Here is a 25,760-nt window from a genome sequence, read left to right as displayed (position 1 = left end):
AATGCTGGTCAGACTCAAGGACGAACAGCGAGATCTCGGCGTCGTCGCGGAACCAGGTGTAACCGTAGCCACCTGAATGGCGATAGTACGGATCAAAGTCCGGACCAGCCATCCGGAGGCCGGTCGTCCCCGTCAGCAGCGAGAGCACGCGCACGTCGGCCGATATCGACTCATCCAGCGGAAGGTCGTCGGTGTCGTCGAGCGGGGCCGTCGCCGCAGCCGCCTCCTCGAAGGCTGCCCGATCGGTGTACTCGGTGCGAAACGTTTCCATCTGCGCGAGGGCGTCAGCGCGGTCGGTCTCTTCCCAGTCGGTCAACAGCGTGATGAGCGTCGTGCTGCCGTGATCCAGCGGGAGCCAACAGACCAAGTCGCCGCTGAGGCGATCCTCAGCGTAGCGGCCGTCGTGTGGGGGTCGTGGGTATTCGGTTGGCTCCTCGGAGATCAAATCGTCGAAGGAGGCGGGGATCTGGCCGCGGATGCCGGCGAAGCCCGTCGCGCTCCCGAGAAAGTCGTGTTCGGTCTCGTGGTAGACCTCGATCACGTCTTCGTGGTGAAGCTGTCCGAGGCGGCTGTGGCGGCCATCGGGAGCCAGCGAGACGTAGGCGATGATCTCGGCGTGTTCGGCGACCGTCTCGAAGTGGGTGAGGTGGGCGTTGCCGATCGTCAGATCGAGTTCGGTCACCTCGCCGATCGGCGTCTCATGAACGGTTTTGACGAGGCCGGTGTCCTCGTAGTACGTCTGTGTTGAGGTGGCATCCTCGTCGAACCAGAACTTCTCGTCGCCGAGGCTGAGGCCGAACCGGGAGCGTTCCAGCCCGGTCAGCCCTGACAGCGGGTAGCCAAAGTCACGGATCACGCCCTCGTCGATGTGTACCAGCCGGCCGTCACCGCCGGAAAACCGCCCGGAGAGCGTCCGCCGCTCGCCGGCAAAGAGCGTGCTGTCACCTGACGACCGCTTGTAGTCGTCAAGTGCGTCACGGAGTTGCATACCTACTCTCAGGCGGTCACCCGTATTAATTCTTGGTGTATTTGTTGTTCACACGTTTTTTGAAACGACAACAATCAAGACGATTCGGCCCCCTGAGCTGTCATATGGACGATATCGGGCCACCGCGATTTACCGCCGTCGGCGAGGCCGTCGAGTTGGCCCCCTGGAACCCCGACCGCACGGCTGACTACGCGTGGCAACTGATCGACGCCCCGGCTGAGAGTCGGGTGACCGTCGGCGACGAGCCGGTCGTTACTGTCACGCCAGACCAGCCTGGCACCTACCGGTTTGAACTCGCGGGCCCGAACGGGACGCACAGCCAACGCGTGCTGGCGTTTCCGCACGCCCGCAGCAAGATGGCGTTGACGCTGCCGTTTGCCGACCTGCCGGTCGAGCCGGCGACGATCGATCGCGTCTCCGTCGTCGGCCCGTTCAACGACCACCGCGTCGGTGCCAACCGACCGCGACGCGCCGACGACCGCTTTGTGCTCGAAGTCGAGTTGCCGCCCGGCACCCACCATTACGGCTTCTGTCTCGACGACGATTTCGGTCGACAAATCCACGACTCGGTGACCGTCCCCGGGCCGGGGCGACCACGCTGTGCGCTGTCGGCGAGCGTCGACGCCGAAAACGGTCAGGTCGTCGTCACCGCCGACCCAGCAGCCGCCCCCGACAGCGAAGTTAGCGACGAGGAGTTGGAAGTGCGATTCGTCGTCGACGACCGCGATTCGATCTCGGATTCGGCCGTCGAAACCGATGGGCGAACCTGTCGCGTTGCCGCCGACGCCATCGACGACCGGCTCCGGGTGCATGCGGTCGCCGTCGGCGAGCGACACTCGATCGCCGACACAGTCGACGTGCAACGCACCGCGGGCGGTGAGTTCAAGATCCGATCCCCAACCGAGCCGCCAGCGTGGGCCGAATCGCCGACCGTGTATGAGATCTTCGTACGGTCGTTTGCCGGCGAAACGCCACAGACGACGTTCGCCGAGATCGAACGCCGGATCGAGTATCTCGAATCGCTCGGCGTCGACATGCTGTGGCTGACGCCGATCCTCGCAGCCCGACCGACCACGGCTACCACATCACCGACTACTTCAGCACGGCGGCAGATCTGGGGAGCCGTGCCGACTTCGAATCACTGGTCGATCGCTGCCACGAGGCCGGGATTCGAGTCGTGTTTGATCTCGTGATCAATCACACCTCCCGCGACCATCCCGCGTTTCAACTCCACTCGGCCGGCGTCGACGGCTACGACGATCGCTACGTGCGGGTGCCCCGCGACGACGACAGCACCGACATCGCCTGGGCCGGCGACGGGAGCCCGGAGTTTTACTTCAACTGGTCGCGGATCCCCAATCTCAACTATGGCTCACTGGCGGTGCGAGAGTGGATGCTCGATGTCGTCGACGAGTGGGTCGACCTCGTCGATGGCTTTCGGTGTGATATTGCGTGGGGTGTCCCCCATGGCTTCTGGAAGGAGGTCGCCGAGCGGGTTCCCGCCGACTTCCTCATGCTCGATGAGACGATCCCCCACGATCCACAGGCCCACGAGGCCGAGTTTACGATGCATTACGACAGCACCCTCCACGAAACGCTGCGGGCGATCGGAAACGACAAGCAGCCAGCCCGAGCGATCTTTGACGCCCTTGAGACGGTACGCTGGCAGGGGTTTCCCGAGTCGTCAGTTCACCTCCGATACGTCGAAAACCACGACGAAAGCCGGTATCTCGGTGAGTGCGGCGAGCCAGCCCTACGAGCGGCAGCGGCAGCGACGTTCACTCTCCCAGGCGCGCCCCTGATCTACTACGGCCAAGAACGTGGCATGACCGCCGATCGCGGCCCGATGAAATGGCACGACGGCGACACAGAACTAACCGAGTTCCATCGATCGCTGTCGCGGCTGCGAGACGAGTATCCGGTGTTGAACGACGGGCGGATCGACCCCATCTCAGTCGGCGTCGTCACCACGACCGACCCGATGACGACGGAGCCGACCCCGGATGCAGTCGACAGCACGGGTGAAGACGGGGATGACCGTGCTGGCGATGACAGCGACACAACGAAAGCTGACAGCGATGCCGACAGCCTGCGAATCACCGACGAGCCACAGCACGTCGTCGCCTTCACCCGCGACAACGGCGACCAGCGGCTACTCGTCGTGCTCAACTTCGGTGAGATTCCGGCGACGGTCAGTCTGCCGACCGCCGTCGGCGACACTGATCTTCGAACCGGGAAGCCACTGCGGAAGCGCCATGATCCGCGTGACGATGGAAACGGCAACTACGTTGTCGTTGACGACGTGGTCGTCTGTCGGCCAACCACAGCGTGAGCGGCTGCCGGCCGGTCGCAGCGTGAACGGCTGCCGGCCGCCAGCAACGTGAACGGCTGTCGGCCGGATTCGACGACCGTACCAGCCACGGACTGTTAAGCAGGAGCCGCCGCCACTACCGGTATGGACGACGCCACCCTCCGGGCACATCTTCGGCGGTTCGGCTTCTCTGAAAAGGAGGTCGACACCTACCTCACCCTTCTGGCCCACGGCGAGGCGAAGGCGAGTACGATCGCCGATGTCGCCGGCGTCTCCAAACGCTACGTCTACAGCGTCAGCGAGGCGCTCGCGGATCGCGGCTTCGTCGAGGTCAACGATCACGTCGTCCCGACGCGCATCCGAGCGCGCCCGCCCGAGACGGTCGTCAACCAGCTGGTCACCGACGCCGAGGCGATCAAACCCGCCCTCGAAGCGCGCTATACGCGAGCCGAGCCCGCCACCGACCAGTTCGAGGTCGTCAAAAGCCGGGAAACCGTGCTCAAACGGATTCAGGGGCTCATCGCCGACAGCGAGTCGGAACTCACCCTGTCGATTCCGATCGGGCGGCTCTCGGACGTCGCCGACGAACTCAGAGCCGCCGTCGACCGCGGCGTGTTGGTGACGCTGTTGATCACCGAAACCGACGAACCACCCGAAGACTGCTGTGGGGTGGCGAGTATTACCCGAATTTGGGGGAGCCGATGCCAGCGATGGTGACCGCCGACGACCGGGTCGGGCTGGTCGCCCCCGCGGAGATGCTGACCTCGACCCACAGCGACACGCAGGCGATCGTTTTCTCCCATCCTCAACTCGGCCCGGTGATCGTCGGCTCCTTTTTCGGCAACTACTGGCCGGTCGGCACCGAGGTCGCGGTCACCGAGCCGACCAGCCTCCCACTGACGGAGACGAACTTCCGAATCGCCGTCGTCGAGGCGACACTCTGGTGTCGCACCGAAACACCGCTGGCCGCCCGGATCGAAGGCCGGTGGACGGAGACAAACGAGCCGGTTGATCTGGAGTGTCGGATCGTCGGCGTGACACAGGGGCTCATCGAGCCGGCGAACAGCCAATTCCCGATCGAAGCGAGTCTGACCATCGATGCCGACGGCGAGACCTACACGGTCGGCGGCGAGGGTGCGTTTATCGAGGATATCGAAGCCGAACAGGTGACGCTCCGCAAAGCGTGACGTACCTCTGCTACTCGGTTGTTAGCTGCGGCAACCGGACGGAAAACAGGTCGTCGAGACATGCCCACAGGAGTTTCGGCGGCGTCGTCGCCGCAAAGTCGGCTTCCTCGTAGGTCGGCTCCTCGTCTTCGGGATGTTTGTACTGAAAATGCGTCGCGCCGAGACCGGGATGGTCGTCGTCGCGGTGCCAGCCACAGTGAAACCCGGTGTTCGGGTCGGTGTAGTCGATCCGGAACTCATCTCGTGTAGACAGCCACCGCACCGCAATCTGCGGCGCGTCAGGCCCGGTCGGTGACTCGACTCGGGCGGGCGCGACCGACCCGACGAGATACCGACGCTGTACCGCGTCCGGTGCGTACCACGTCTCGGTAATCTCGGGCTGTCGGCGGAGCACATCGCGGAGCTCGCGGTAGACCGCTGGATTGGGCGATCCCGGCGGTGTCATACTGGCGCGGGCGACGCATCGTCGGCAAAGCGGTCGTAGAGTCGGAGCGTGTCTTCGACGAGCGATTGGCGGTACTGGAGCTGCTCCCACTCGGTCGCAACGCGGCGGTACTCATCGGCTGTCGCCGCATCGGTCGTCTCGCCGATCGCTGCGCGGAGTTCGTTCGGTGTCTCGATATCGTACGCATCCTGCCACCGGTGGAGTTGGTCGGTGATCTCGGTCAGGCGGTCGGCCAACTCGTCGGCGGTGTGGTCGGCATAGAGGCGGTGCATCTCGGAGAGATACTGGCCGACCGGATCGGGCCGATAGACCGTCTTGCCGCCGGCCTCGCTCGTTTCGACTTTCCCGTCGGCGACCAGTTGGTCGAGGTACTTGCGGGCCGTCTCGTGGGCGACCTCGGCTTCGCCCGCGATCCAGTTGGCGGTTCGCGGCTCGCTCAGTGTCGTCGCCACCGACCGGACACGGTCGGCGGCCGACACCGACTCCGTCCAGCCGGGTCGCTCAGCGTCGCTCATACAGGATACGTGGCCGGCAACTCAGAAATATCTTTGCCGCGCTGGGATTATTTCGACACCGCGTCGCATCCTACCGCGACAGCTCGCCGGGCACCCACTCGCCGTCGAACTCCTCGTGGGTGAACGGGCGAGGGTCGTCGCCGGCGTAGGTCGCCACGAGGTGGCCGTCGCCTTCGAGGTGGTATTTGTAGGTCGTCAAGCCTTCCAGCCCGACCGGGCCGCGGGCGTGGATCTTGCCGGTCGAGATGCCGACCTCCGCGCCGAGGCCGAACCGGTAGCCGTCGGAAAAACGGGTCGAGGCGTTGTGGAAGACGCTCGCCGAATCGAGACTTCGCATGAATCGGCCAGCGCGGTCAGCATCGGCGGTGATGATCGACTCGGTGTGTTTCGAGCCGTACTCGGTGATGTGATCGAGCGCGGCATCGAGTGAGTCAACGACCTTCACAGAGACGATCAGGTCGCCGTACTCGGTCGACCAGTCAGCCTCGCTGGCTGCGGCGACATCGACGATCTCCCGTGTGCGCTCGTCGCCGCGAACCTCAACGTCGGCTGCGGCGTAGCGTTTGACGATCTGCGGAAGGTACTCCTCGGCGACCGACTCGTGGACGAGCAGCGTTTCAACCGCGTTGCAGACTGCGGGGTACTGCACCTTGGCGTCGAAAGCGACCTCAGTGGCCATATCGAGATCGGCCTCACGGTCGACGAAGATGTGGCAGATCCCCTCAGTATGGCCGAGAACGGGGATCGAGGTGTTGTCCTGAACGTACTCGACGAATGAGGAACTCCCGCGTGGCATCAGCAGGTCGATCGACTCGTCCATCTCCAACATTGCGGTCACGTCGGCGCGGGCCTCGACGAGTTGCGCCCAGCCGTCGGGGATCGCGTCGTGGTCGGCGGTCGCCTCACGGATCAACTCGAAGAGGACGCGGTTGGATTCGCTGGCCTCGCTGCCACCTTTGAGCATCACGCTATTGCCGGATTTCAGCGCGAGGGCGGCGATCTGAACGAGGGCGTCGGGCCGGGACTCGAAAACGGTGCCGACAACGCCGATCGGGACGGCGAGCTTGTAGAGTTCGAGATCTGCGTCGAGTTCGCGGGCGACAATCGTCTCCCCGAGGGGGTCGTCCTGGCCGGCGACACTACGAACCATCTCGACGATGCTGTCGAGTTTTGCATCCGAGAGTTTGAGACGGTCGACGAGTGCCTGGGTGTACTCGCCGGCTTCGAGCAGCTCCTCGGCAGCCTCGACATCCTCGGCGTTGGCCGATTGGATGGCTTCGCGGTTGTCGTCGATAGCGTCGGCGATGGCGTGCAGTGCGGCCTGTCGGTCGGCGTCGTCGACGTTGGCGAGATCGAGCGCGGCGGACTCGGCGGCGTCAACTTTCGCGTCGATGGCTTGGTCGGTCGCTCCGGCGGCGTCGCCGGTCGCGTCGGTATCACTCATTGTCAACACCGTTGATCGGGAGAAATATCGTTCCTACGGTTTCACCATCGGCGATCTGCGCCAACACATCGGGCTCGGTCGAAGCCGCGATGACCGCCGGGGTGCCGTGTTCGCTGACGCGGCGAGCCCCTCAACTTTCGTCTGGATACCACCGAACCCGCCGGTCGAGCTCTCGTCGACGATGGTCTGTACCTGGTCGTAGTTTGCGCCGACAGCGTCGATCAGTTCGGCGTCGGCGTCGGTTTTTGGGTTGCCGGTGTAGACGCCGCCCACGTCGGTCAGCGTCACCAGCAGGTCGCCCTCGATGCCAATGGCGACTGACGACGAGAGGCGGTCGTTGTCGCCGATCCGGAGCTCCTCGGTGGCGATGGCGTCGTTTTCGTTGATGATCGGCACTACATCCCACTCCAGCAGTGTCTCGATCGTGTTGCGAATGTTGGTGAAGCGATCCGGGTTGTCGAGATCGTGTTGGGTAAGGAGGATCTGGGCGACCTTGGTGTCGTAGCGGGCGAAGCTCTCGCTGTAGGCGGTCATCAGCTGACTCTGGCCGATCGTCGAGAGCGCCTGGGATTCCTCGATGGTGTCGCTTTCATAGCCGATCCGGCCGATCCCGGCCCCGACAGCCCCCGAGGAAACGAGGACGACCTGCTTGCCGCGCTCGCGGAGATCGGTGATGTCGTCGACGAGTTTGTGGAGCTTCGACAGCGAGAGATTTGATTCGTCGTCGGTCAGGGAGTTGGTGCCGGCTTTGACGACGACGCGGTCGGCCGCGGCCGCCTGCTGGCGGGCGGCGGTCACGGCGTCAGCGTCAAGCGTGGTCGCATCGCCGTCGGCGTCGCCAGCGGCGGCGTCGGGGTCGACATCGCCAGCGTCAGGAGCGTCACTCATCGGCAAACTCGGCGGCCATCTCCCGGGAGCGATCCTCGGCGGCGTGGACGGCCGAAGCCACGTCCTCCTCAACATCGCTGTCCCACAGGAGTTCCATTCCCTCGATGGTCGTCCCGCCCTCTGAGCAGACGGCGTCGATCAGCTCGTCGATCGATTGGTCGGACTGGAGGACGGTTTCGGCCGCGCCCTTGAACGTCTGGGCGGCCAGCGTCTCGGCCTGCTCGGCCTCAAGGCCGCTGTCGACGCCGGCGTCAGCCATCGCGCCGATAAGGTAGAAGACGAAGGCGGGGCCACTGCCGTTGAGCGCGGTGGCGATATCCATTTCTGACTCCTGGATCTCGGCGTATTCGCCGACCTCCTCAAGGAGCTCGCGTACCGTATCGTCGACCGCGCCGGTGACCGCGGCGGCCATGTTCCGGGTTTCGGCGTTGAGATTCGGCATCAGCCGGACGATCTGCGCGTCGGTGAGATCGGCGAGGTAGTCGATGGAGACGCCGGCTGCAATCGAAATCAGAGTCTGCTCGGCGTCGAGATCGAGGGCCGGCAGGAGGTCGCCGACCGAGTCGGGTTTGACCGCCAACACGACGTAGTCGGCCTCGGCGGCGACCGCGAGGTCGTCGGTCGTCTCACAGTAGTCGGCGACTGACGCGCGGGCGTCGGGGTCGATATCGCAGCCGACAAGGGTGTGATCGCCGCTTTCGGCGAGGCCCTGCAGGAGGGCACCCCATGTTGCCGCAGCCAACAACGCTCAGGTGAGTCATGTCTGGGCAAGCGAGCGAGACGACCATAGGCACTTTGATTTTGCTGGCTACTCGCGTTCGAAGATCTCGGTGACGGTATCGCGGGCGATCCACCGGCTGCCGGTGTCGTCTTCGATCATCACCCAACTCGGATAGATCTCGACGGCGACATCGTGGAAATCACCCGCGGTCGTCTGTACGTCGGCGAGTTCGATCGTCGTGATCGGTTCCTGTGGCATTGACCACAACTCACCCGCCGACCTACCTGGGTGTTGCGACTCGACGAGAAGAGTGACACCCGGTTCGGACAGTAGTTTACGAAGCATCTATATACTCGCTCAAATTCGTTCTTTTGTCTAAAATCAATTTTCATGCAAACGAATGTATTGTAAAATTCAGTTGTAGACAACATTTATCAATAGAAACTATGCATAAGAGGAGTATGGAAATCGAAGCCGTTCCGGTTGAGCAACTCATGACGACCGACCTCGTAACTGTCACCCCTGACGAAGGGGTCGAAACGGCCGCCAGCACGATTCTGGAGAAGGAGGCAGGATCGTTGGTGGCCCTCGATGACAACGGGCAGCTGTCTGGGATTCTTACGTGTACCGATCTCACGGAACTCGTCTCGGACGGGGCTGTCCCCGCGGACGCCACCGTCGACGACTATATGACTGAGGACGTGACCACAACCGAGCCGGATGAGTCCATCCAGGATGCCGCGGTGAAGATGATCACCAAGCAAATCCAGCATCTGCCTGTTGTTGATGACGATGACGAGGTCGTCGGGATGCTGTCGACGACAGATCTCACCGCCCATCTCACCTACATGGACAGCAGCGGGACAGAGTAGAACTATCACCCGCGGCGAAAGATATCAACCAGTACCGCAGAGACATCTTTGTCACCGGTGGCGACAGCCGTAACCGAAGGTATGCACGGTTCGACCTCCTTCTCGCGGGAAGACCGTACACTCGATTAGAGTATTACAAAAATTAAAGTAATACTGTCGACTAGCCATTACATATGAGCGACGCCGAAGAGGAAACCACCGTCACCGTCACGAGCAAGGGCCAAGCGACGATCCCGAAAGCCTATCGCGAGAAACTCAGCATCGAAACGCCGGGGCGTGTCCGGTTCATCGAAACCGAGGCCGGCGAGATCGTCATTCGGCCGGTCAAACGGCCGTCGGAGCTCCGCGGCGCGTTGGCCGCCGAGGCCGACAACGAGACCGCGGCGACTGCTCTGCTCCGGGAAGAACGCCAGCGGGAGCGGGACGCGCTCGACGAGAAACACGGGCTGGACGAGGAATGACGGTCGTCTTCGACGCCGAGCCGCTGATCGCCTTCGCCTTCGACGAGCCCGGAGCCGAGGCGGTCGAAGAGTGGCTCGACCGCGTCTACGACGGCGACCGCGCGGGCTACGTGGCGACGATCACGCTCGCGGAGGTCCGGTATGTCGCCGCTCGAAAAGCCTCCCCGAGCAGGCCGACGCTCACATTCGTCGCCTTCGGGAGTTGGGTCTCACCGAGTACGAGATCGACGACTGCTGGCAGACGGTTGCGGAGTTGAAACGGCAACACGCGCTCGCGTTGGGCGACGCCTACGCCGTCGCTGCCGCGGCTGATCTTGCTACCGATCGTGAGGGAGTGACGCTGCTGGTCGGTGCCGATGACGATTTCGACGCCATCGAAGGTGACAACGAGTTTGAACCGGGTATCGAACGCTTTCGAACCGAAGCCGCGTGAGCACAGTCCGTCGGAAGTAGCGAAATCAGACGAATGTTTTCCTATCGTTCGCAATCAATCGATTGATTAAGCTGGTTCAGTGATCAAATTTTGCATAAACTGAATAGTCGTTACAAGTCCTGTTTGCGATTTTTCTATCGCGCTCAGTGGTTTATGACTCGATATACGCCGAAATCGAGTCAAATTCGTCGCCCACAATATCGTCGGCGAGCGCGTCCAAATCGACCGATTCCGGCGTTTCCCGGGGATATTTCCGGCGGAAGTAGCTGTAGATGTTCTCAAGGTCGCGTTCCAGCAACTCGCGGGCGTTATCGTGGTCGGTCGACACCGCCTGGGGCCAATCGAAGATCGTCACGCCGTCGGTGTCGACGAAGACGTTGTACTCGCTCATATCAGCATGGACGTAGCCCGCATCGTAGGCGGCGGCCATCTCCTCGATGATCAGCTCCAACACGCCGACGACCTGCTCGGACTCCAGTTCGGCGTGTGAGAGCTCCGCGCCGGTCAGTTTCTCCATGACGATCGCATGGCGGTTCTGGTCGACCGGCCGCGGCACCGACACGTCGGGATACAGCCCTTCGAGCGTCTCAAACTCCCGCTCGGCGGCCTGCCGGGCGGTGTACAGCCACGACACGTGGTCGCGGTCGGCGGTGTACTCGCGTTCGCGCTGGACTTCCCGGAAATTCGTATAGCCCTCACGGTGATACTTCAGCGCCATTGGCCGAAACGACTGCACCTCATAGACATCGCTTTCCTTGCCGACGCCCAGCGGCGCGCCGATGCCATCGAAGGTATCCCGTTCGGCGAAGGTGCGGAGCGCGAGGGCGTCATACCCCTCGAAGGTGAGTTGGTAGCCCTCGTATTGGATCGTCTTGCGCTCGATGAGCTCGTGGCGCATACAGCGATCAATCCGGTAGTCGACCTCCTCAGCGGTCAACTCCGCGTATTTCGGGATCTCCTCGTGTTGTACCCACTCGGAGAAGCGCATCCCCTGTTCGATCCCCGACAGCAGATAGAAATCCGCGGGCTCAAGCTCGCGGAAGAAGGGCGCGATGTTGTCGACCATAGCAAGAGGTCGCTCGCACGGCCTAAAAGCCCGACGAGTCCACTAGCGACCCGGAATAAATCATATACCGCGATATCAAATTTCGGAATCCGGGTGATTCCGAATCCAACCGAGGAGCACCGCCAAGCGACGTGGTGTGGCCACTACCACAGCGCGGATACCACACCACGCAACTGCGTCAGCCCATGACGACGAATCGCTGTCGGGAGCCGTCGCCGCGCGCCATCAAGCGCGTCTCGGAGGGCTGCTGTCGCGTTGGTAAAGACACCCGTTCCGTGGCCGACAAGGATCCGATCGGGCGCAAACGGCTCGAACAGGGCCCGTGGCGGACGAACGCGAAGCAGCCCATAACAAGCGAGCCGCTCGTCGGCGACGGTGTAGAACGGTGCCGTCCCGAGCGCATCAGGCACATAGAGCGTCTGGTCGCTGTCGCGGTAGGCGATCGCCTCCTCGTAGCCCGGAACCGGGTTGTAGCGGGTGAACTGGAACCCCGAGTCGCCGAGCGTTGTCGACCGCTCCAGCGGGGCCGTCAGGTGGTCGGCAGCCCGATCCAGCCACGGCGGAACCGCCACCGCTACATCGTGGCGGGCGGCGATCGCATCAGCATCACGGGCATGGTAGTTCGACAGCACGGCGATCCCAGCGAGCCCACCGGCGGCAGCGATGTGGTCGTCGAGGTCGGGGATATCGAGTGGGTCGAACAGCCAACAGCCGTGTGAGCCAGTGAACAAGTGACTCGCGCGGCGACCCGTCTCAGTAGGATGGGCGAACCACTCGATGCCGCCGTCGAACTCGGTGACTCGTGGTGCGTCGGGCGCGCTTCGATCGTAGACCGGCATCGCCACCGTGTTGGGCAGCCCGTCTGATAGCAGTGGTGACAGCGGCCACGCTATCGAAGTCGCTTTGAGGGGCTGGCCCAACCACGGTGCATGCACGTCGGCGCCCACGTTTCGATCTCCGGATCCCGTGTTTCCTCTGACACCGAAACCCCCGAGTACGACGATGTTCGCAACGCTGTCGACCGCCAGCGCAACTTCGGCGGCAACTGCGGACAGATCTTCACCACCTCGCCGCAGGTCTGGCAACAGCCCGAAATCAGCGACGAGGCCGCCGCAGGCTTCCGTGAACTCACCGACCAGCGACTCGACGGCCCGTGGGTGATCCACGCCGCCTACCTCGTCAACCTCTGTACGCCGAAAGACGACCTCCGACAGAAATCCCTCAACAGCATGCAGGCCGAACTCGACGCGGCCGCCAAACTGGGTATCCCCTACGTCAACGCCCACCTCGGGGCCCACACCGGCGCAGGCGTCGAGGGCGGCCTCGACAACGCCGCCAGCGTCATCGACGACCTTGAGGTGCCCGACGGCGTCCAGATCCTCATCGAGAGCGACGCCGGCAGCGGCACCAAACTCGGCGGCGAGTTCGAGCACTTGGCGGGGATTATCGAGCGAACCGACACCGACATCGGGATCTGCATCGACACCGCTCACACGCTCGTCGCCGGCAACGACCTCACGACACCGGAAGCCGTCGACGAAACCGTCCAGCGGTTCGACGATGTCGTCGGCCTCGACCACCTCGAATACATCCACCTCAACGACTCGAAACACGACGTAGGCACCCACAAAGACGAACACGCCCTGATCGGTGAGGGCTACATCGGCGAGGACGGCATTCGCGCCATCGTCAATCATCCCGACCTCCGCGAGCTGCCGTTTGCACTCGAAACACCGACCGAGGACGGCAAGGGCTTCGCGTGGAACATCGAGCGCGTCAAAGCACTCCGTAACTGAGCCGTGCGCCGGTTTTCAGCCGAGTATCTCAGCCGCACCCGCGAGGGGATGTGGGCCGACTCCCGAGACGCCCTCGCTGATCTCGATCTCTCGAACCGCGAGCGGATCATCGATGTCGGCTGCGGCACCGGCGAGTTGACGCGCGTGTTGGCAAGCGAGTCCGCCGCCGATACCGAAGTCATCGGTGTCGACGCCGACCGCCGACTACTCGACGTTGCCAGCGAGTCGGTTCCGGCGGTCGCTGGCGACGCGCTTCGCCTGCCGGTTGCCGACGACAGCGTCGATCTCGTCGTCTGTCAGGCCCTCCTGATCAATCTGCCCGAGCCCTCTGCCGCGCTCCGGGAGTTTGCACGCGTTTCTACGGATCTGGTCGCTGCTATCGAGCCGAACAACGCCGCCGTCAGCGTCGACTCGACGGTCGACAGCGAGGTCGATCTTGAGTCTCGCGTGCGCGAAGCGTACCTCCAAGGCGTCGAGACCGATGTCGCCCTCGGCGAACAGGTCGAATCGTTGTTCGACGACGTTGGGATCGAACCCATATCGACTCGGCAGTACAACCACGAGAAGCGCACCGAACCGCCCTACAGCGAGGACGCCCTGCGGAGCGCGAAACGGAAAGCCAGCGGCGAGGGACTGGCTGACCACGAAACCGAACTCCGCCGCGGGGTCGACGACGAGGCGACGTATGACACACTCCGGCGGGCGTGGCGCGAGATGGGCCGGGACGTCATCAAGCAGATGCAAGACGAGTCATACGAGCGTGTCGAGACGGTGCCGTTTACCGTGACCGTCGGACAGGTCGACAGCGACACCGCATAGCAGTCTGACAGGCGAAATCAGTCCGCTCCGTCGTGGTCGTCACTGTCGAACGCCGCCCGCGACGCAGCAAATCGCTCGGAATCGTTGCCTCGAAGCTGTCGAACTGCCGTTTTCGCCTCTTCGGCCTCGCGCTCAGTGAGCAATCCGGCGATCTCGGATGGGTGGGGTGGTCGATACATCTCAGATTACGTCGCCACGAACGCTCGCACCTGTTTGTTCGGTGCGGTAGCGACTGACAGTATCGGCGGCCTCATCTGCGGTATCGGCGTCGACACCCAGCTGTTCCAGTGCGCCCGACAGCGTCGGGAACGGGAGTTCGCCGCCGCGAAGTTTGTCGAGGAGGTCGTCGTCCCACTGGCCGTCGACCCAGAGACAGACGCCACGAGGATCGAGGATCTGCCCGTAGGACTCACGGTCGAGTGCGCCGCGCAGCCGCTGGGTGACGTTTTCGTCGAAACTCGCGTTGCAGACTTCGAGATGAATCGGCTCGTCGTCCCCCAGCAGGTGGGCGGCCAGACACTTCTCGGGGGCGGCGTGGCCGTTGTCGTTGGCGCGGATGTACTCTGGATATGTTTCGGCCCACTCGGCGTCAACGCTCTGGCCGACACCTTTCACGCCGTGTTGCTCGTAATACTGCTCAGCGGCGTCGCTGTCGCCGCGCAGGAGGATGTCCTTCGTGAGATAGATATCGAGGCGATCGATCGGATCGAGGCCAAGGGCGACATCGCCATAGACCCAAATCTCTCGGACTGGCACCGGCATCGGCTCGGAGTCGACCGTTTCGATCAGTTCGACGACGCGGTCGATGGCGGCGTCGCGGTCGAGTGTCGCCTCGTTTGTCATTGCCGACACTGGGATCGCAGGCCACAAACCGGTTTCGACGCCGTGCGGTCGGGTGTGTTGCGGAGCGATCCGGCGTGTATGACAGATCGGTCGTGGGGCGTATGACACGCCGGGTGGCCGACAGCAACGGCGGCCGCTCGCCCCGAAGAGCGAAACGGGTATCCCAGCCGGCCGGCAACGCTCCGGTAATGGAGTGCGACAAATGCGACCGTGACGCCGTCATGCAGGCGGCGTACTCCGGCGGCCATCTCTGTGAGACGCATTTCTGCCGGTCGGTCGAAAAACGCGTCCGACGCCGGATTCGGGCGGATACGCTGCTCGATCCCGAGGCGACGCCAGACAATCCGGAAACGTGGGTGATCGGCCTCTCAGGCGGCAAGGACAGCGTCGTCCTCACGCACATTTTAGACGAGACCTTTGGCGAAGACCCCCGTATCGAGATGCTGGCGTTGACGATCCACGAGGGGATTGAGGGCTACCGCGACGAAAGCGTCGATGCCTGCGTCGAACTCGCCGCCGACCTGGAGATGCGCCACGAACTCGTCAGCTACGAGGAGGAGTTCGGGATCCGCATGGACGATGTCGTTGAGGATGACCCCGAAAACATGGCTCCCTGCGCCTACTGCGGCGTGTTTCGGCGTGATTTACTGGAGGAGTACGCCGACGAGTACGGGGCCGATAAGCTGCTGACCGGTCACAACCTCGACGACGAGGCCCAGACGGCGCTGATGAACATTCTGGAGGGCGATGTCAAACAGATCGCCAAACACTTCGATGCGAGTATCGGCGACTTCGAGGAGCGCGCCGAGCAGGATGATTTCATCCCGCGCGCCAAGCCACTCAGAGATATCCCCGAAAAGGAGGTCGCTCTCTACGCTCAACTCATGGAATTGCCCGCCCACATCACCGAGTGTCCCCACGCCAGCGAGGCCTACCGCGGGGAGATCCAGGAGCTATTGTGGGAACTGGAGGAAAACCACCCCGGGACGCGGCACTCGATCATGTCTGGCTACGAGGAGCTTGCGGAGCTGGCGGCCGATCGGTATGGTGGCAACGACGAGGACAACGACGACCTCAGCGAATGCGAGCAGTGTGGCTCGATGACCGGGAGCCGGATCTGCCGGAAATGCCGGCTGTTGGAATCGATTGCGGCCGTATAAGCTATCTCGTTGCGAGAGAATTGATCGTCGCCGTCGAAAACGACCGTCGCGCTGAAAAAACGTTAGCGGATGACGTCGAGACCGTTGTTCTGGTCGACCTCTTGCTTGCCGCCGTCAGACTCCCAAGCCGCGGTGTCGGAGCCGACATTCGCGCTGGCGTCGAACTCGGCGGTCTCGCCTTCGATGCTGGCGCGTGACTGATCGGCCTGTTTCTGCGTTGTGGAGCCGAGTACCTGCGCGCTCTGGACGCCGGTCATGATCGCCATGACACGGACTTTGCCCTTGTATTCGTCCTGAATCCGGGCACCCCAGATCACGTTTGCACTCGCCTCAAGCCGTTCGGTGATGTTGTTGGCGATCCCCTCGGCCTCCTTCAGCGTGAGATCGGGGCCGCCGGTGATGTGAACGAGGCCGCCGCTCGCACCGCGGTAGTCCACATCGAGCAGTGGGTGGTTCATCGCGTCGCTGACCACCTCTTGGGTCTTGTTTTTGTCTTGGGTTTCGCCGACCAGCATGACGGCGACGCCGCCCTGATTCATGATCGTCGACATATCCGCGTAGTCGAGATTGATCAGGGATGGCTGGGTGATCGTCTCCGAGATCCCCTTGACCGTTTCGGCGATGATCTGGTCCATCACCGAGAACGCCTTGCCGATCGGGAGGTTCGGAACGTAATCGAGCAGGCGGTTGTTGTCCAGGACGATGATCGAGTCAGCCGTGTTGCGGAGGCGTTCGAGGCCTTCCTCGGCTTTGACCGTCCGGGCGCGCTCGACGTTGAACGGCGTCGAAACCATGCCGACGACGATGGCACCCTGTTCTTTGGCGATATCCGAGATCACCGGAGCCGCGCCGGTACCGGTGCCGCCACCCATGCCGGCGGTCACAAAGACCAGGTCGGCGTCGCCCAGCACTTCTTTGATCGTCCCCTGGGCCATCTCGGTGGCGCGTTCGCCCATCGAGGGGTCGCCACCCGCGCCGAGGCCCTGCGTGAGGGATTTGCCGACGAGGATCTTCGTGTCGGCTTCGATCATCTTCAGGTGCTGTTTGTCGGTGTTGACAGCGACGGTTTCCGCGCCGTCGACGCCGATGTTATACAGCCGGTTGACCGTGTTGTTGCCGGCCCCGCCCGCGCCGACGATGACGATCCGTGGATCGCCGAACTCGTCGTCGTCGTCGAAGCTGGCGTCCATGTCACGGTCTTCTGCTTCCGCGTTGTCGAGGGCGTCTTGTACGATATCCTGCATAGTTACACCTTCGCCCAGCTGCGTTCGCTTTTGTTTCGCCGCGGCTCTGTACTCTCGGTCTCGTTGAGCATCTCTCGGACGGCCGACCGGATCGCCTCACTCCGGTTTGGGAACTGGCCGGTCTCGACCATTTCCTCGACCTCGTCGATCTGCTGCTTTGGAATTCGTAGTGTCACACGCTCCATGGTTACATTCCCCGGTAAGACAGTCGGCGACGCCGACAGCCCCACAGCGTGCCACGGACGGGCACACTGTAAGACGATTGTCTTACGCAGTCGTAACACTATGCCGAGGGTATATAAAATTACTGGCGGATGTAAGACAGTCCGCTTATTCTGGCAGACACACAGCCGTACAATCGGGGTAACTGTCTGTCATTGGTTATCTAACACGTCGGCCGCGGGGGTGCGACGACCGCAGCCGGGACAGAACGCCCAGTCCGACCGAAGCTCGTCGCCACACTCACAGAACAGCCGCCGGGAGGCCTTTTCGCCGCAGTTCGGACAGTAGACGTGCTCGCTGTCGACGGCCTCGCCACACTGCCCGCAGCTGTGGGCGTCGTCCTCGCCGGCTGCCGGCTCGGGCTGTGTGTCACCCTCGGCGTCGGGCGTCTTACGCTCGACGGTTTGCTCGGTGACTGCGGCCGTCTCATCGACCCCTTCGAGGGTGATATTGACCGACACATCGGTGGCGGTGTCGGTCGGCTCGCGGCGGGCCGCAAGCGCTGAATCGACGCGTTCGTCGACAAGGCGGTCGATTCGCTCGTCGATGAGGGCGTCGATCGAGTCGGTGTCGGACGTTTGCGCGGGTGTGTCCGTCGTTTGCGCGGCTGTCTCACGTTCCGGGGTGTCGAGGTACTGGCGGAGCGCCTCCCGCATCACCTCGGATTTCGAGGCATCAAAGGCCTCTAACCGGCCAACGAGGTCATCGTCGGCACGGAACGTGATCTTACTCATGGCCGAGATGTGTGTTACACAGGGTTATCAATCTTCCCACTCTGTCAGACATCTGGCAGCCGACACCGCGGTCGGAACAGTAACCCTTAATTGTGCCACCGGGATACGATGGAGTGCCCGCCCTTAGCTCAGCCTGGTAGAGCAGTCGACTGTAGATCGACTTGTCCCCCGTTCAATTCGGGGAGGGCGGACTGAACCTCAGCACCAGTGAGCTACTGCGAACGGTGCTGAGTGTGAAGGACACCGACCCGAATTGAGCAGCGAACGACCGCAGGGAGTGAGTGAGTTCAATTCGGGGAGGGCGGATTTCCTTTCCAGTCGATGTGGTACTGGTACTGTCTGCTTCCCACAACAAAGGCAATGATAGCTGTTGCCGTCTATGCGGGGCGTCTTACGCACGTAGCTCTCCCGCAATGTGTACCGCTGTCTCACAACGCATTTAGCCGACGACGACATCAACACGCGTATGGACTACGAGGCGACGCTTGACCGGGCAATGGAGGAGTTGCCGGATTTCGAGGGCTCAGACGAACGGCTGGACGTGCCGGACGCCGAGGCCCAGAAGGACGGCGCGTTTACACGACTGACCAACCTCTCGACGATCGGCGACGCGCTCAACCGCGACCCCGAACACATTCACAGTTCGATCCAGCAGGAACTCGGTACCGCCGGCCAGTACGAGGACGGCCGCGCGCGCTACAACGGCGAGTTCTCCGGGGCGGACTTCGATGCCGCCATCGACGCCTACATCGCCGAGTACGTCACCTGCTCGGAGTGTGGCCTCCCGGATACGAAACTCGTCACCGAGAACCGCACCCAGATGCTGCGCTGTGAGGCCTGTGGGGCGTTCCGTCCGGTCGCCAAACGGCAGTCGAGTTCCCAGCGCACCGACCGCCCGGATGTCGAGGAAGGCGAGACCTACGAGGTCAAGATCACCGGCACCGGCCGCAAAGGCGACGGCGTCGCCGAGAAAGGCAAATACACCATCTTCGTCCCCGGCGCGGAGGAAGGCGACGAAGTTGAGATCTACATCAAAAACATCAGCGGCACGCTCGCCTTCGCGCGCCTCGCGTAGAACACCCACAGCCCGGCTGGCACCGATGTTTTCAAGCCGCAGGTAGCACATCCATTCATCGTGACCGCCACGGCCGCCTCCGCCTTCGATCTGTTCGGCACGCTCGTCGCCGTCGACGACACCCCGAACCAGCGGCGGCCGTCGCCGACGCACTCGCCGCCCGCGGGATCACCGTCCCCGACGACTGGGCGAGTGTCTACCGCGAACCCCATCTTGACGCCGACGAAGGAGCCGAAGTCCCACTACCGGCCCACGTCGCCGCCGCCCTCGCCAGCCGCGGGGTCGACGTGTCGGACACCACCGCCGGCCAAGCCGTCATCGACGCCTTCGATCCGGTCGTCGAGACCCGCGCGGGCGCGGTCGAGGCCGTTGCCGCCGCCAGCGAGGTCGGCCCGGTCGGCCTGCTATCGAACTGTGCGGTGCCTGAGCCAGTGGCCCGAACGCTCCGCCGATCAGCACTTGACCGCGAAGTCTTCGACGCCGTTGTTGTCAGCGTCGACTGTGGTTGGCGCAAACCCGACCCGCGGGCCTTCGAAACAGTGGCCCGCCAGCTCGATGTCGAGACCGCCGACCTCGTCGTTGTCGGCGACACGCCTGCGACCGACGGCGGGATCACCGACTGCGGCGGCGAGTTCATCGATATCGCCGAAACGTCGCTGCCCAACCTCAAAGCAAGCCTCACTGAGGGCCAGCCATGTCGCTGATGGCTGCCGGCGTCGTCCTCGCGGCTGTCGGCCTCGACCGCGTCGTCGGCGAGCCACCGGCTCGGCTGCATCCGGTCGCGTGGGTCGGTCGGCTGGTCGGCCCGCTCGACCGCTCGTGGCCCGCGCCTCGGCTTGTCGGTGCTGTTGGGGCCCTCTGTCTGCCGCTGCTTGCGGCCGCGGTCGTCGCCCTCGGCGTCGGGCTCGCTGGCGACATCGAACCGCTGGCGGGTGGCGTTGTCGCCGCCCTCGTCTTGTTTTCAGGGATAAGTCTTCGGTTGCTCTGTACGACGGCTGGCGACGTCCTTGAGCAAACGGAAACCGATATCGCGGGCGCACGCGAGGCGTTGCTCGCCTTGGCTGGTCGAGATGCCACCGACCTTTCGGCCGGTCACGTTCGGAGCGCGGCCGTCGAGAGCGCGGCCGAGAATCTCTCGGACGGCTTTGTCGCGCCGCTGGCCGGCTTCGCTGTTGGGAGCGTCGTCGCCAGCCGGTGGCTCACCCCGTCGCGACGCTGGCGGTGGCGACGGCGGCAGCGGCGTGGATCAAGGCCATCAACACGATGGATTCGATGGTCGGCTACCGCTCGAAACCGGTCGGCTGGGCGGCCGCGCGGCTCGACGACCTCGTCATGTGGCTGCCTGCGCGGCTGACGGCACTGGCCCTCTCGACGGTGGCGCTGTCACCCGACCCGCTGCTGACGGGCCGGCGGTGGGCGCAAACGCCGGCCTCGCCGAATGCCGGCTGGCCGATGGCGACGCTGGCGGCTGGCCTCGGCGTCCGCCTCGAAAAGCCCGACCATTACACACTCAATTCGGTGGCATCGTTGCCAACGACGACCGAGGGCCACCGCGGGGTCGCCCTCGTCGGCCGGGCCGGCTGGCTCGCCGCGCTCACAACGGCGGTGATCGTCGGTGTCTGACTCACGTCCCATCGTGTCCGTCGGCCGCGCGATTCGTGGCGCGGTCGGCTTTCTCACTCGGATCCCGGTCGGCGGCAGCGACGCCGACTGGGATGCCTTCCGGCGGGCAGCCTACAGTCTCCCGGTGGTCGGCTATCTCGTCGGCAGCCTTGGTGGCGGGGTGTTTTTCCCGGTGCAGCCGCCGACGGTGGTGGCGGCCTACCTCGGTGGTATCTATCTGCTGACGGGCGTCACCCACGCCGATGGGCTGGCGGATCTTGGTGATGCGTTGGCAGTTCACGGCGACGCTGATCGCACGCGAGCGGTACTGAAGGATTCGGCTACCGGTGTCGGCGGAGCCCTCCTGTTGGGCGTGACACTGCTGGTGATGACACTCGGCGTGCTGTCGTTTGCGGGCATCGGCTCGTGGCGAGCGTTCCGGTTCGTCGTCGCCGCGGAGGTCGGCGCGAAACTCGGGATGGCTCTCGTCGCGTGTTACGGCCGGCCGGCTCACGACGGTCTCGGTGCCCACCTCGTCGGCGAGCTTGATCACCGATCGTTTGCGTCGGCGCTCCTTGTCTCGCTGCCGGCGGTCGCGGCCGCCCCCGACGGGCTGGCAGTCGCGCTGGTGGCTGCGGTGGCGACCGGGCCGGCCGTCGGGCTGGCGATACTGACATGGGGGCACCGCGAACTCGGCGGCGTGAGCGGTGACCTCCTCGGGGCGACAAACGAGGTGGGTCGGGCACTCGCACTGCACGTGGGGGTGTCGGTATGGATCCTGAGCTAAATCAGGAGCAAGCGACGACCGCGGACGAGACGCGAGCGACAACCGGACTGGTCATGTGTGGCGGCGAGGGAACGCGGCTCCGGCCAGCAGTCGGCGACACCGAAAAGCCGCTTGTCAAGGTTGGCGGCGAGCCGATGATCGACCGGGTCGTGAGCGCGCTCCAGGCGAGTTCGCTCACCACGGTTGCCGCGGCGGTCTCGCCGGCGACCCCCGAGACGGCCGCCCATCTCGCCGAGGTCGACGGTGTCGAGTGTATCACCACCGCAGGCGAGGGCTACGTCGCCGACCTCGGCGAAGCAGTGGCACAACTCAAGACGCCGACAGTGACGGTCGCCGCTGACCTCCCATTGGTCACGGCCGGCCACGTCGATCGGGCAGCCGCGACCGCCGGCGGCGACTCCCTGAGCGTCTGTGTGCCGGCCGCGCTCACAGCGGCCCTCGGCGTCAGCGCGGAGACAACCACCGAAGCCGATGGGGAGCCCGTCGTGCCGACCGGGCTCAACGTCGTCGGCGACGGTGCCGGCCGAACAGTGGTGTGGGTGGATGACCGACTTGCGTTCAATATCAATCGACCGGATGATCGTCGGGCGGTCGAACGCTGGCTGGATCGCACTGACCAAACGAAACTTTGAGTGAGACAAACGAAGCCTCGTTTATCCAAGTTTTGAGTACAAGATAACAAAATAATGTTTATATCACTCACGACTAATTGTCTCCTGTGGATCCAGACGCGATCGACGCCGTGACCCGTGTCCCCCACGGTGGCGAATCCGACCCGGAACTTGTCGACTTTAGTGCCAACACGAACCCGGAGACGCCCGATGGCGTCGCCGGCGTCTATGAGGCAGCCCTCTCGGCGGCCGGCCGGTATCCGGCCGACGACTACTGTGAGTTCCGGGCGGCGGCCGCCGATTACATCGGCGTCACCGGCACCGAGATCATCCCGACAGCCGGCGGGTTAGCCGGCATGCGCCTGCTGTGTTCGGTCGTCGTCGCCAACGGCGACAGCGTCGCCATCCCCCAGCCGAGTTTCGGCGAGTACGCCCGCGAGGTTCGACTCCACGGCGGCGAGCCAACGTTTGTCCGCCACGACGAGATCACCGATATCGATCCAGCCGCCCACCGCATGGTGATCGTCTGCAACCCGAACAATCCGACCGGTGAGAGCTACGATCACGCGAGGCTGCAAGCCCTCGCCGATCGGTGTCGGTCGGCCGAGACGGTGCTGTTAGTCGATGAGGCGTTTCTTGATTTTACCAGCGAGCCCTCGCTTGCCGGCACCCCCGGTGTCGTCGTCGCTCGTTCGCTGACGAAGATCTTCGGCCTGCCGGGGCTTCGGGCCGGCTTTCTCGTTGCCACTGGCGACCTCCGAGAGCGACTCAACGTTGCGCGACCGACGTGGGCACTGAGTACGCCCGCCGCCGCCGTCGGTACCCACTGTCTCGCCGATACCGACTTTGTCGCTGAGACACGGGAACGCGTCGACGCCGAGCGCGAACGGATGCGACACCGCCTAGCCGAGCGGTTTCGGGTCTACCCCTCCGAGGCCCCGTTTCTGCTCTGTGAGACACGCGAGCCGGTCGACGAGGTGCTCACAGAAGCCCGCGAGGCAGGGCTTACCGTCCGCGATGCGACGACGTTCCGCGGACTTGACTCACATATCCGCGTCGCGGTAAAACGAGCCCACCAGAACGATCGCCTGCTTTCGGCGTTCGGTGTATAGCGGCATCCCCATCGGCTGAACACAACTGAGATACCCCTGGCGTCCAAGAAGGCTGTATGACATCCGACTCCGGAGCCGACACGCCCGGCCATCGCCAAACACCAGGTGGCGGCGTCGCCCCCGAGGCTCGACCCATCGAGCCGGCCGCACCCGATGAGTTCGGCCTCGTGCAAGCCTTCTGGGGCGACGGGAAGGGCAAGACAACTGCGGCAATGGGCATGGGGTTTCGCGCTGCCGGCCACGGCTACCGCGTCCACATGCTGCAGTTCATGAAAGGCGGTGCCGACAGCGTCGACGACGTGCGCGGGGAGTACAACGCGATCGCAGCAACGGCCGGCTTCTCGTATGAAAACACCGGCCACTACGGCTGGCACAACATGGCCGACGGGAGCCGCGAGGCCGACCACGAATCCGAGGCCGACGCCGGCTTCGAGCGCACCCAAGAACTCGTCGCCGCCGCAGCCGACGCCGATCTCACCACCCCGTTTGCACTCGATAGCGACCCTGAAGCGGGCGTTCACATGCTGATTCTCGACGAGATCCTCTATGCGGCCGACCGTGACCTCGTTGCCCCAGCGGCGGTCTGTGAGCTCATCGAGACCAAACCCGACGATCTCGAACTCGTGCTCACCGGCAGCCACGCGGAGCCGACCTATCTCACCGACCACGCCGATCTGATCTCCGAGATCAGCAAGCACAAACACCCGATCGACGCCGGTCAGCGCGCCCGCTCCGGCACCGAATACTGAGATGGCCCACACGATCCTCGTCGCCGGCACCGCCTCCCACGTCGGCAAATCGACGGTCGCGACGGGGCTCTGTCGGCTGCTGGCTGATCGCGGCATCTCGGTCGCGCCGTTCAAAGCCCAGAACATGAGCAACAACGCCCGCGCTGTTCCGCGCGCACCCGAAACGATGGTGGCCGCGCCGGCTGCCGGCGAAACTCCCGACGACACCAACGACGCCTACGGCGAGATCGGCGTCTCCCAGTACGTCCAGGCCCGCGCCGCCCGCGTCTCGCCGACAACCGACTGCAACCCCGTTCTCCTCAAACCCCGCGGCGAGGGCGAATCCCAACTCGTCGTGGACGGCGTCGGCGTCGGCCACTACGAGGCCGGCCAGTATTACGACGCCCACTGGGAAACGGCCCGCGCGGCCGCCGTCGCCGCCCACGACCGACTGGCGGCCGCCCACGACGTGATCGTCGCCGAGGGCGCGGGCTCGATCGCGGAAATCAACCTCCACGACCGCGATCTCGCCAACGTCGAAACCGCCCGCTTCGCCGACGCCGACATCGTCCTCGTCGGCGACATCGAACGCGGCGGCGTCTTCGCGTCGCTGGTCGGCACGCTGGAACTCATGCCTGACGACCTCCGCGACCAAGTCATCGGCGTCGTCATCACGAAGTTCCTCGGCGATCCTGAGCTGTTGGCTCCCGGCATCGACGCCTTCGAGGAGCGAACCGGCGTCGACGTGATCGGTGTCATCCCCTACGACGATCCAGGGCTGCCCGCTGAGGACAGCGTTGATCTGCCGGCGACCGACGAGCGCGCCGTCCGCGGCGATGCCGACGGCGTCGCTCCCGAGCAGTCGGTGACGGTCGCGGTGCCGCGGCTCCCGCGCGTCTCGAATTTCACGGATCTCGAACCGCTGGCCGCCGAGCCGGGGGTTCGGATCGCCTACGTCCCGCTGGATGCGTCGCTCGACAATGCCGACGCGGTCGTGATTCCGGGGACGAAAAACACGGTCGACGATCTGCTGGCGATCCGTGAGGCCGGTTTCGACGACGAACTCCGGGCGTTCGACGGCCCCATTGTCGGCCTCTGTGGCGGCTATCAACTCCTCGGCGAACGACTCCGCGGTGTCGACACCGAAGCCAGCAGCGCGGCGGCGACGGAGTTGGCGTCGACGAAGCTGCCAGGAATCGGCTTGCTGCCCGTCGAAACGACGTTTACGCCGGAGAAACGCGTTGTCGATACGACGCTCGACCTCGACGGGTCAGGCCCGCTTGCGGGTGCGAACGGATCGGTCGCCGGCTACGAGATCCACATGGGGAGCACCGAGGCGAGCGAGGTCATCGAAACGCCGTTCGCCCGCGACGGCGAGGCAACGGCTGCACTCGGTGCCAGCCGCGGCGACGTGCTCGGTTGTTACCTCCATGGCCTGTTCGAAAACGAGACGGTGAGAACCGTGTTCGTCGATCGGGTCTTCGACGCGGCCAGCCGCGACCGGCCCACCGAATCGACACCTGAGCCGTCACCGTACGAGCAGGCTGCCGACCTGGTGGCCGACAACTGTTCGCTTGAGGCTCTTGCCGAAGTTAGTGAAACAGATCTGTAGGGTTTCTATTAGGTGGGGTAGTGCGAGATGCACAGCGCGAGTCGGTCACGAGTGAGTCGCGACGGTCGATCGTCGAACGTTTAT

General features: G+C 64.1%; 27 protein-coding genes, 1 tRNA gene and 5 pseudogenes. 19 read left to right on the top strand and 14 right to left on the bottom strand.

The window, feature by feature from the left end; translation table 11 throughout:
- Positions 1–988, bottom strand: a pseudogene (locus ACFQJB_RS13105) (glucan 1,4-alpha-glucosidase); the annotation flags it as partial.
- Positions 989–1,092: 104 nt separating this feature from the next.
- On the opposite strand from ACFQJB_RS13105, the pseudogene ACFQJB_RS13100 reads away from it, so the two are divergent.
- Positions 1,093–3,320: pseudogene (locus ACFQJB_RS13100) on the top strand (alpha-amylase family glycosyl hydrolase).
- A gap of 123 nt (positions 3,321–3,443) precedes the next feature.
- A pseudogene (locus ACFQJB_RS13095) lies at positions 3,444–4,486 on the top strand (TrmB family transcriptional regulator).
- A 10-nt stretch (positions 4,487–4,496) separates the two neighbouring features.
- Here ACFQJB_RS13095 and ACFQJB_RS13090 read toward each other — a convergent pair.
- From ACFQJB_RS13090 to ACFQJB_RS13065, 6 genes and pseudogenes are all read right to left on the bottom strand, one after another.
- Positions 4,497–4,931 carry a hypothetical protein gene (locus ACFQJB_RS13090; protein WP_379722570.1) on the bottom strand — a complete coding sequence of 145 codons (435 nt, stop codon included), beginning with the start codon at positions 4,929–4,931 and terminating at the stop codon, positions 4,497–4,499.
- Complete coding sequence (locus ACFQJB_RS13085; protein WP_379722567.1) at positions 4,928–5,446, bottom strand: DUF7342 family protein; 519 nt, start codon at positions 5,444–5,446, stop codon at positions 4,928–4,930. Before ACFQJB_RS13085 ends, ACFQJB_RS13090 begins: the two co-directional genes overlap by 4 nt.
- 70 nt (positions 5,447–5,516) lie before the next feature.
- Positions 5,517–6,890: a glutamate-5-semialdehyde dehydrogenase gene (locus ACFQJB_RS13080; protein ID WP_379722564.1), complete on the bottom strand. Its 1,374-nt coding sequence runs from the start codon at positions 6,888–6,890 to the stop codon at positions 5,517–5,519.
- A pseudogene (gene proB, locus ACFQJB_RS13075) lies at positions 6,883–7,778 on the bottom strand (glutamate 5-kinase). The gene ACFQJB_RS13080 and the pseudogene proB overlap by 8 nt, the downstream one beginning before the upstream one ends.
- Positions 7,771–8,520 carry a pyrroline-5-carboxylate reductase gene (gene proC / locus ACFQJB_RS13070; RefSeq protein WP_379727896.1) on the bottom strand — a complete coding sequence of 250 codons (750 nt, stop codon included), beginning with the start codon at positions 8,518–8,520 and terminating at the stop codon, positions 7,771–7,773. Before proC ends, proB begins: the two are co-directional and overlap by 8 nt.
- 66 nt (positions 8,521–8,586) lie before the next feature.
- On the bottom strand, positions 8,587–8,757 hold the full coding sequence (locus ACFQJB_RS13065) for a hypothetical protein (RefSeq protein ID WP_165853243.1): 171 nt from the start codon (positions 8,755–8,757) through the stop codon (positions 8,587–8,589).
- A 203-nt stretch (positions 8,758–8,960) separates the two neighbouring features.
- On the opposite strand from ACFQJB_RS13065, the gene ACFQJB_RS13060 reads away from it, so the two are divergent.
- The 4 genes from ACFQJB_RS13060 (at position 8,961) to ACFQJB_RS13045 (ending at position 10,265) form a co-directional block, all read left to right on the top strand.
- Positions 8,961–9,371 (top strand): CBS domain-containing protein, encoded by a 411-nt coding sequence (locus ACFQJB_RS13060; protein WP_379722558.1) that lies wholly within the window; start codon positions 8,961–8,963, stop codon positions 9,369–9,371.
- 173 nt (positions 9,372–9,544) lie between these two features.
- A complete protein-coding gene (locus ACFQJB_RS13055) occupies positions 9,545–9,832 on the top strand; it encodes an AbrB/MazE/SpoVT family DNA-binding domain-containing protein (protein WP_379722555.1) in 288 nt (95 codons plus the stop codon).
- Complete coding sequence (locus tag ACFQJB_RS13050; RefSeq protein WP_379722552.1) at positions 9,829–10,089, top strand: type II toxin-antitoxin system VapC family toxin; 261 nt, start codon at positions 9,829–9,831, stop codon at positions 10,087–10,089. Before ACFQJB_RS13055 ends, ACFQJB_RS13050 begins: the two co-directional genes overlap by 4 nt.
- The gene (locus ACFQJB_RS13045) at positions 10,086–10,265 is read left to right on the top strand and encodes a hypothetical protein (protein WP_379722549.1); all 180 of its coding nucleotides are present in this window, start codon (positions 10,086–10,088) and stop codon (positions 10,263–10,265) included. The genes ACFQJB_RS13050 and ACFQJB_RS13045 overlap by 4 nt, the downstream gene beginning before the upstream one ends.
- 151 nt (positions 10,266–10,416) lie before the next feature.
- Here ACFQJB_RS13045 and ACFQJB_RS13040 read toward each other — a convergent pair whose 3' ends face one another.
- Together ACFQJB_RS13040 and ACFQJB_RS13035 are read right to left on the bottom strand one after the other, a co-directional pair.
- Positions 10,417–11,331 (bottom strand): serine/threonine-protein kinase RIO2, encoded by a 915-nt coding sequence (locus tag ACFQJB_RS13040; RefSeq protein ID WP_379722546.1) that lies wholly within the window; start codon positions 11,329–11,331, stop codon positions 10,417–10,419.
- Between the two features lie 143 nt (positions 11,332–11,474).
- Complete coding sequence (locus ACFQJB_RS13035) at positions 11,475–12,170, bottom strand: hypothetical protein (protein WP_379722543.1); 696 nt, start codon at positions 12,168–12,170, stop codon at positions 11,475–11,477.
- 90 nt (positions 12,171–12,260) lie between these two features.
- Here ACFQJB_RS13035 and ACFQJB_RS13030 point away from each other — a divergent pair, with 90 nt between their 5' ends.
- Positions 12,261–13,127 (top strand): deoxyribonuclease IV, encoded by an 867-nt coding sequence (locus tag ACFQJB_RS13030; RefSeq protein WP_379722540.1) that lies wholly within the window; start codon positions 12,261–12,263, stop codon positions 13,125–13,127.
- Positions 13,128–13,130: 3 nt separating this feature from the next.
- Positions 13,131–13,946, top strand: a complete 816-nt coding sequence (locus tag ACFQJB_RS13025; protein WP_379722537.1) for a class I SAM-dependent methyltransferase — start codon at positions 13,131–13,133, stop codon at positions 13,944–13,946.
- Between the two features lie 17 nt (positions 13,947–13,963).
- On the opposite strand, the gene ACFQJB_RS13020 is transcribed toward ACFQJB_RS13025, so the two are convergent.
- The gene (locus tag ACFQJB_RS13020; protein WP_379722534.1) at positions 13,964–14,125 is read right to left on the bottom strand and encodes a hypothetical protein; all 162 of its coding nucleotides are present in this window, start codon (positions 14,123–14,125) and stop codon (positions 13,964–13,966) included.
- A 1-nt stretch (position 14,126) separates the two neighbouring features.
- Positions 14,127–14,789, bottom strand: a complete 663-nt coding sequence (locus ACFQJB_RS13015) for a DUF7095 family protein (RefSeq protein WP_379722531.1) — start codon at positions 14,787–14,789, stop codon at positions 14,127–14,129.
- Between the two features lie 188 nt (positions 14,790–14,977).
- Here ACFQJB_RS13015 and ncsA point away from each other — a divergent pair, with 188 nt between their 5' ends.
- The gene (gene ncsA / locus ACFQJB_RS13010) at positions 14,978–15,949 is read left to right on the top strand and encodes a tRNA 2-thiolation protein NcsA (protein WP_379722528.1); all 972 of its coding nucleotides are present in this window, start codon (positions 14,978–14,980) and stop codon (positions 15,947–15,949) included.
- A gap of 62 nt (positions 15,950–16,011) precedes the next feature.
- Here the strand turns inward: ncsA and ftsZ are convergent, their stop codons facing one another.
- From ftsZ to ACFQJB_RS12995, 3 genes are all read right to left on the bottom strand, one after another.
- The gene (ftsZ, locus tag ACFQJB_RS13005; RefSeq protein ID WP_379722525.1) at positions 16,012–17,193 is read right to left on the bottom strand and encodes a cell division protein FtsZ; all 1,182 of its coding nucleotides are present in this window, start codon (positions 17,191–17,193) and stop codon (positions 16,012–16,014) included.
- 2 nt (positions 17,194–17,195) lie between these two features.
- Positions 17,196–17,378 (bottom strand): ribbon-helix-helix domain-containing protein, encoded by a 183-nt coding sequence (locus ACFQJB_RS13000; RefSeq protein ID WP_142442972.1) that lies wholly within the window; start codon positions 17,376–17,378, stop codon positions 17,196–17,198.
- A gap of 189 nt (positions 17,379–17,567) precedes the next feature.
- Positions 17,568–18,149 carry a double zinc ribbon domain-containing protein gene (locus tag ACFQJB_RS12995; RefSeq protein ID WP_379722520.1) on the bottom strand — a complete coding sequence of 194 codons (582 nt, stop codon included), beginning with the start codon at positions 18,147–18,149 and terminating at the stop codon, positions 17,568–17,570.
- A 117-nt stretch (positions 18,150–18,266) separates the two neighbouring features.
- On the opposite strand from ACFQJB_RS12995, the gene ACFQJB_RS12990 reads away from it, so the two are divergent.
- From ACFQJB_RS12990 to ACFQJB_RS12945, 10 genes and pseudogenes are all read left to right on the top strand, one after another.
- Positions 18,267–18,340: transfer RNA gene (locus ACFQJB_RS12990), tRNA-Tyr, on the top strand.
- A 275-nt stretch (positions 18,341–18,615) separates the two neighbouring features.
- The gene (locus ACFQJB_RS12985; RefSeq protein WP_379722517.1) at positions 18,616–19,224 is read left to right on the top strand and encodes a translation initiation factor IF-2 subunit beta; all 609 of its coding nucleotides are present in this window, start codon (positions 18,616–18,618) and stop codon (positions 19,222–19,224) included.
- Between the two features lie 60 nt (positions 19,225–19,284).
- A pseudogene (locus tag ACFQJB_RS12980) lies at positions 19,285–19,928 on the top strand (HAD family hydrolase).
- Entirely contained in the window at positions 19,919–20,578 is a 660-nt protein-coding gene (locus ACFQJB_RS12975) for a cobalamin biosynthesis protein (protein ID WP_379722514.1), read from the top strand. The pseudogene ACFQJB_RS12980 and the gene ACFQJB_RS12975 overlap by 10 nt, the downstream one beginning before the upstream one ends.
- Positions 20,488–20,847 (top strand): cobalamin biosynthesis protein, encoded by a 360-nt coding sequence (locus ACFQJB_RS12970; RefSeq protein WP_379722511.1) that lies wholly within the window; start codon positions 20,488–20,490, stop codon positions 20,845–20,847. The genes ACFQJB_RS12975 and ACFQJB_RS12970 overlap by 91 nt, the downstream gene beginning before the upstream one ends.
- Before the next feature lie 13 nt (positions 20,848–20,860).
- Positions 20,861–21,613, top strand: a complete 753-nt coding sequence (cobS, locus tag ACFQJB_RS12965) for an adenosylcobinamide-GDP ribazoletransferase (protein ID WP_379727894.1) — start codon at positions 20,861–20,863, stop codon at positions 21,611–21,613.
- Positions 21,598–22,245 carry an NTP transferase domain-containing protein gene (locus ACFQJB_RS12960; protein ID WP_379722508.1) on the top strand — a complete coding sequence of 216 codons (648 nt, stop codon included), beginning with the start codon at positions 21,598–21,600 and terminating at the stop codon, positions 22,243–22,245. Before cobS ends, ACFQJB_RS12960 begins: the two co-directional genes overlap by 16 nt.
- A gap of 86 nt (positions 22,246–22,331) precedes the next feature.
- Positions 22,332–23,336, top strand: coding sequence for a threonine-phosphate decarboxylase CobD (cobD, locus tag ACFQJB_RS12955; RefSeq protein WP_379722505.1), 1,005 nt, complete (start codon positions 22,332–22,334; stop codon positions 23,334–23,336).
- 56 nt (positions 23,337–23,392) lie between these two features.
- Positions 23,393–24,085, top strand: coding sequence for a cob(I)yrinic acid a,c-diamide adenosyltransferase (locus ACFQJB_RS12950; RefSeq protein ID WP_379722502.1), 693 nt, complete (start codon positions 23,393–23,395; stop codon positions 24,083–24,085).
- A 1-nt stretch (position 24,086) separates the two neighbouring features.
- Positions 24,087–25,676 (top strand): cobyric acid synthase, encoded by a 1,590-nt coding sequence (locus ACFQJB_RS12945; RefSeq protein WP_379727892.1) that lies wholly within the window; start codon positions 24,087–24,089, stop codon positions 25,674–25,676.
- Positions 25,677–25,760 lie beyond the last annotated feature (84 nt).

Origin of the sequence: Halonotius sp. GCM10025705, from assembly GCF_042662885.1 — an archaeon.
Lineage (GTDB): Archaea > Halobacteriota > Halobacteria > Halobacteriales > Haloferacaceae > Halonotius > Halonotius aquaticus.
This window is presented reverse-complemented; position numbering and strand designations above follow the sequence as displayed.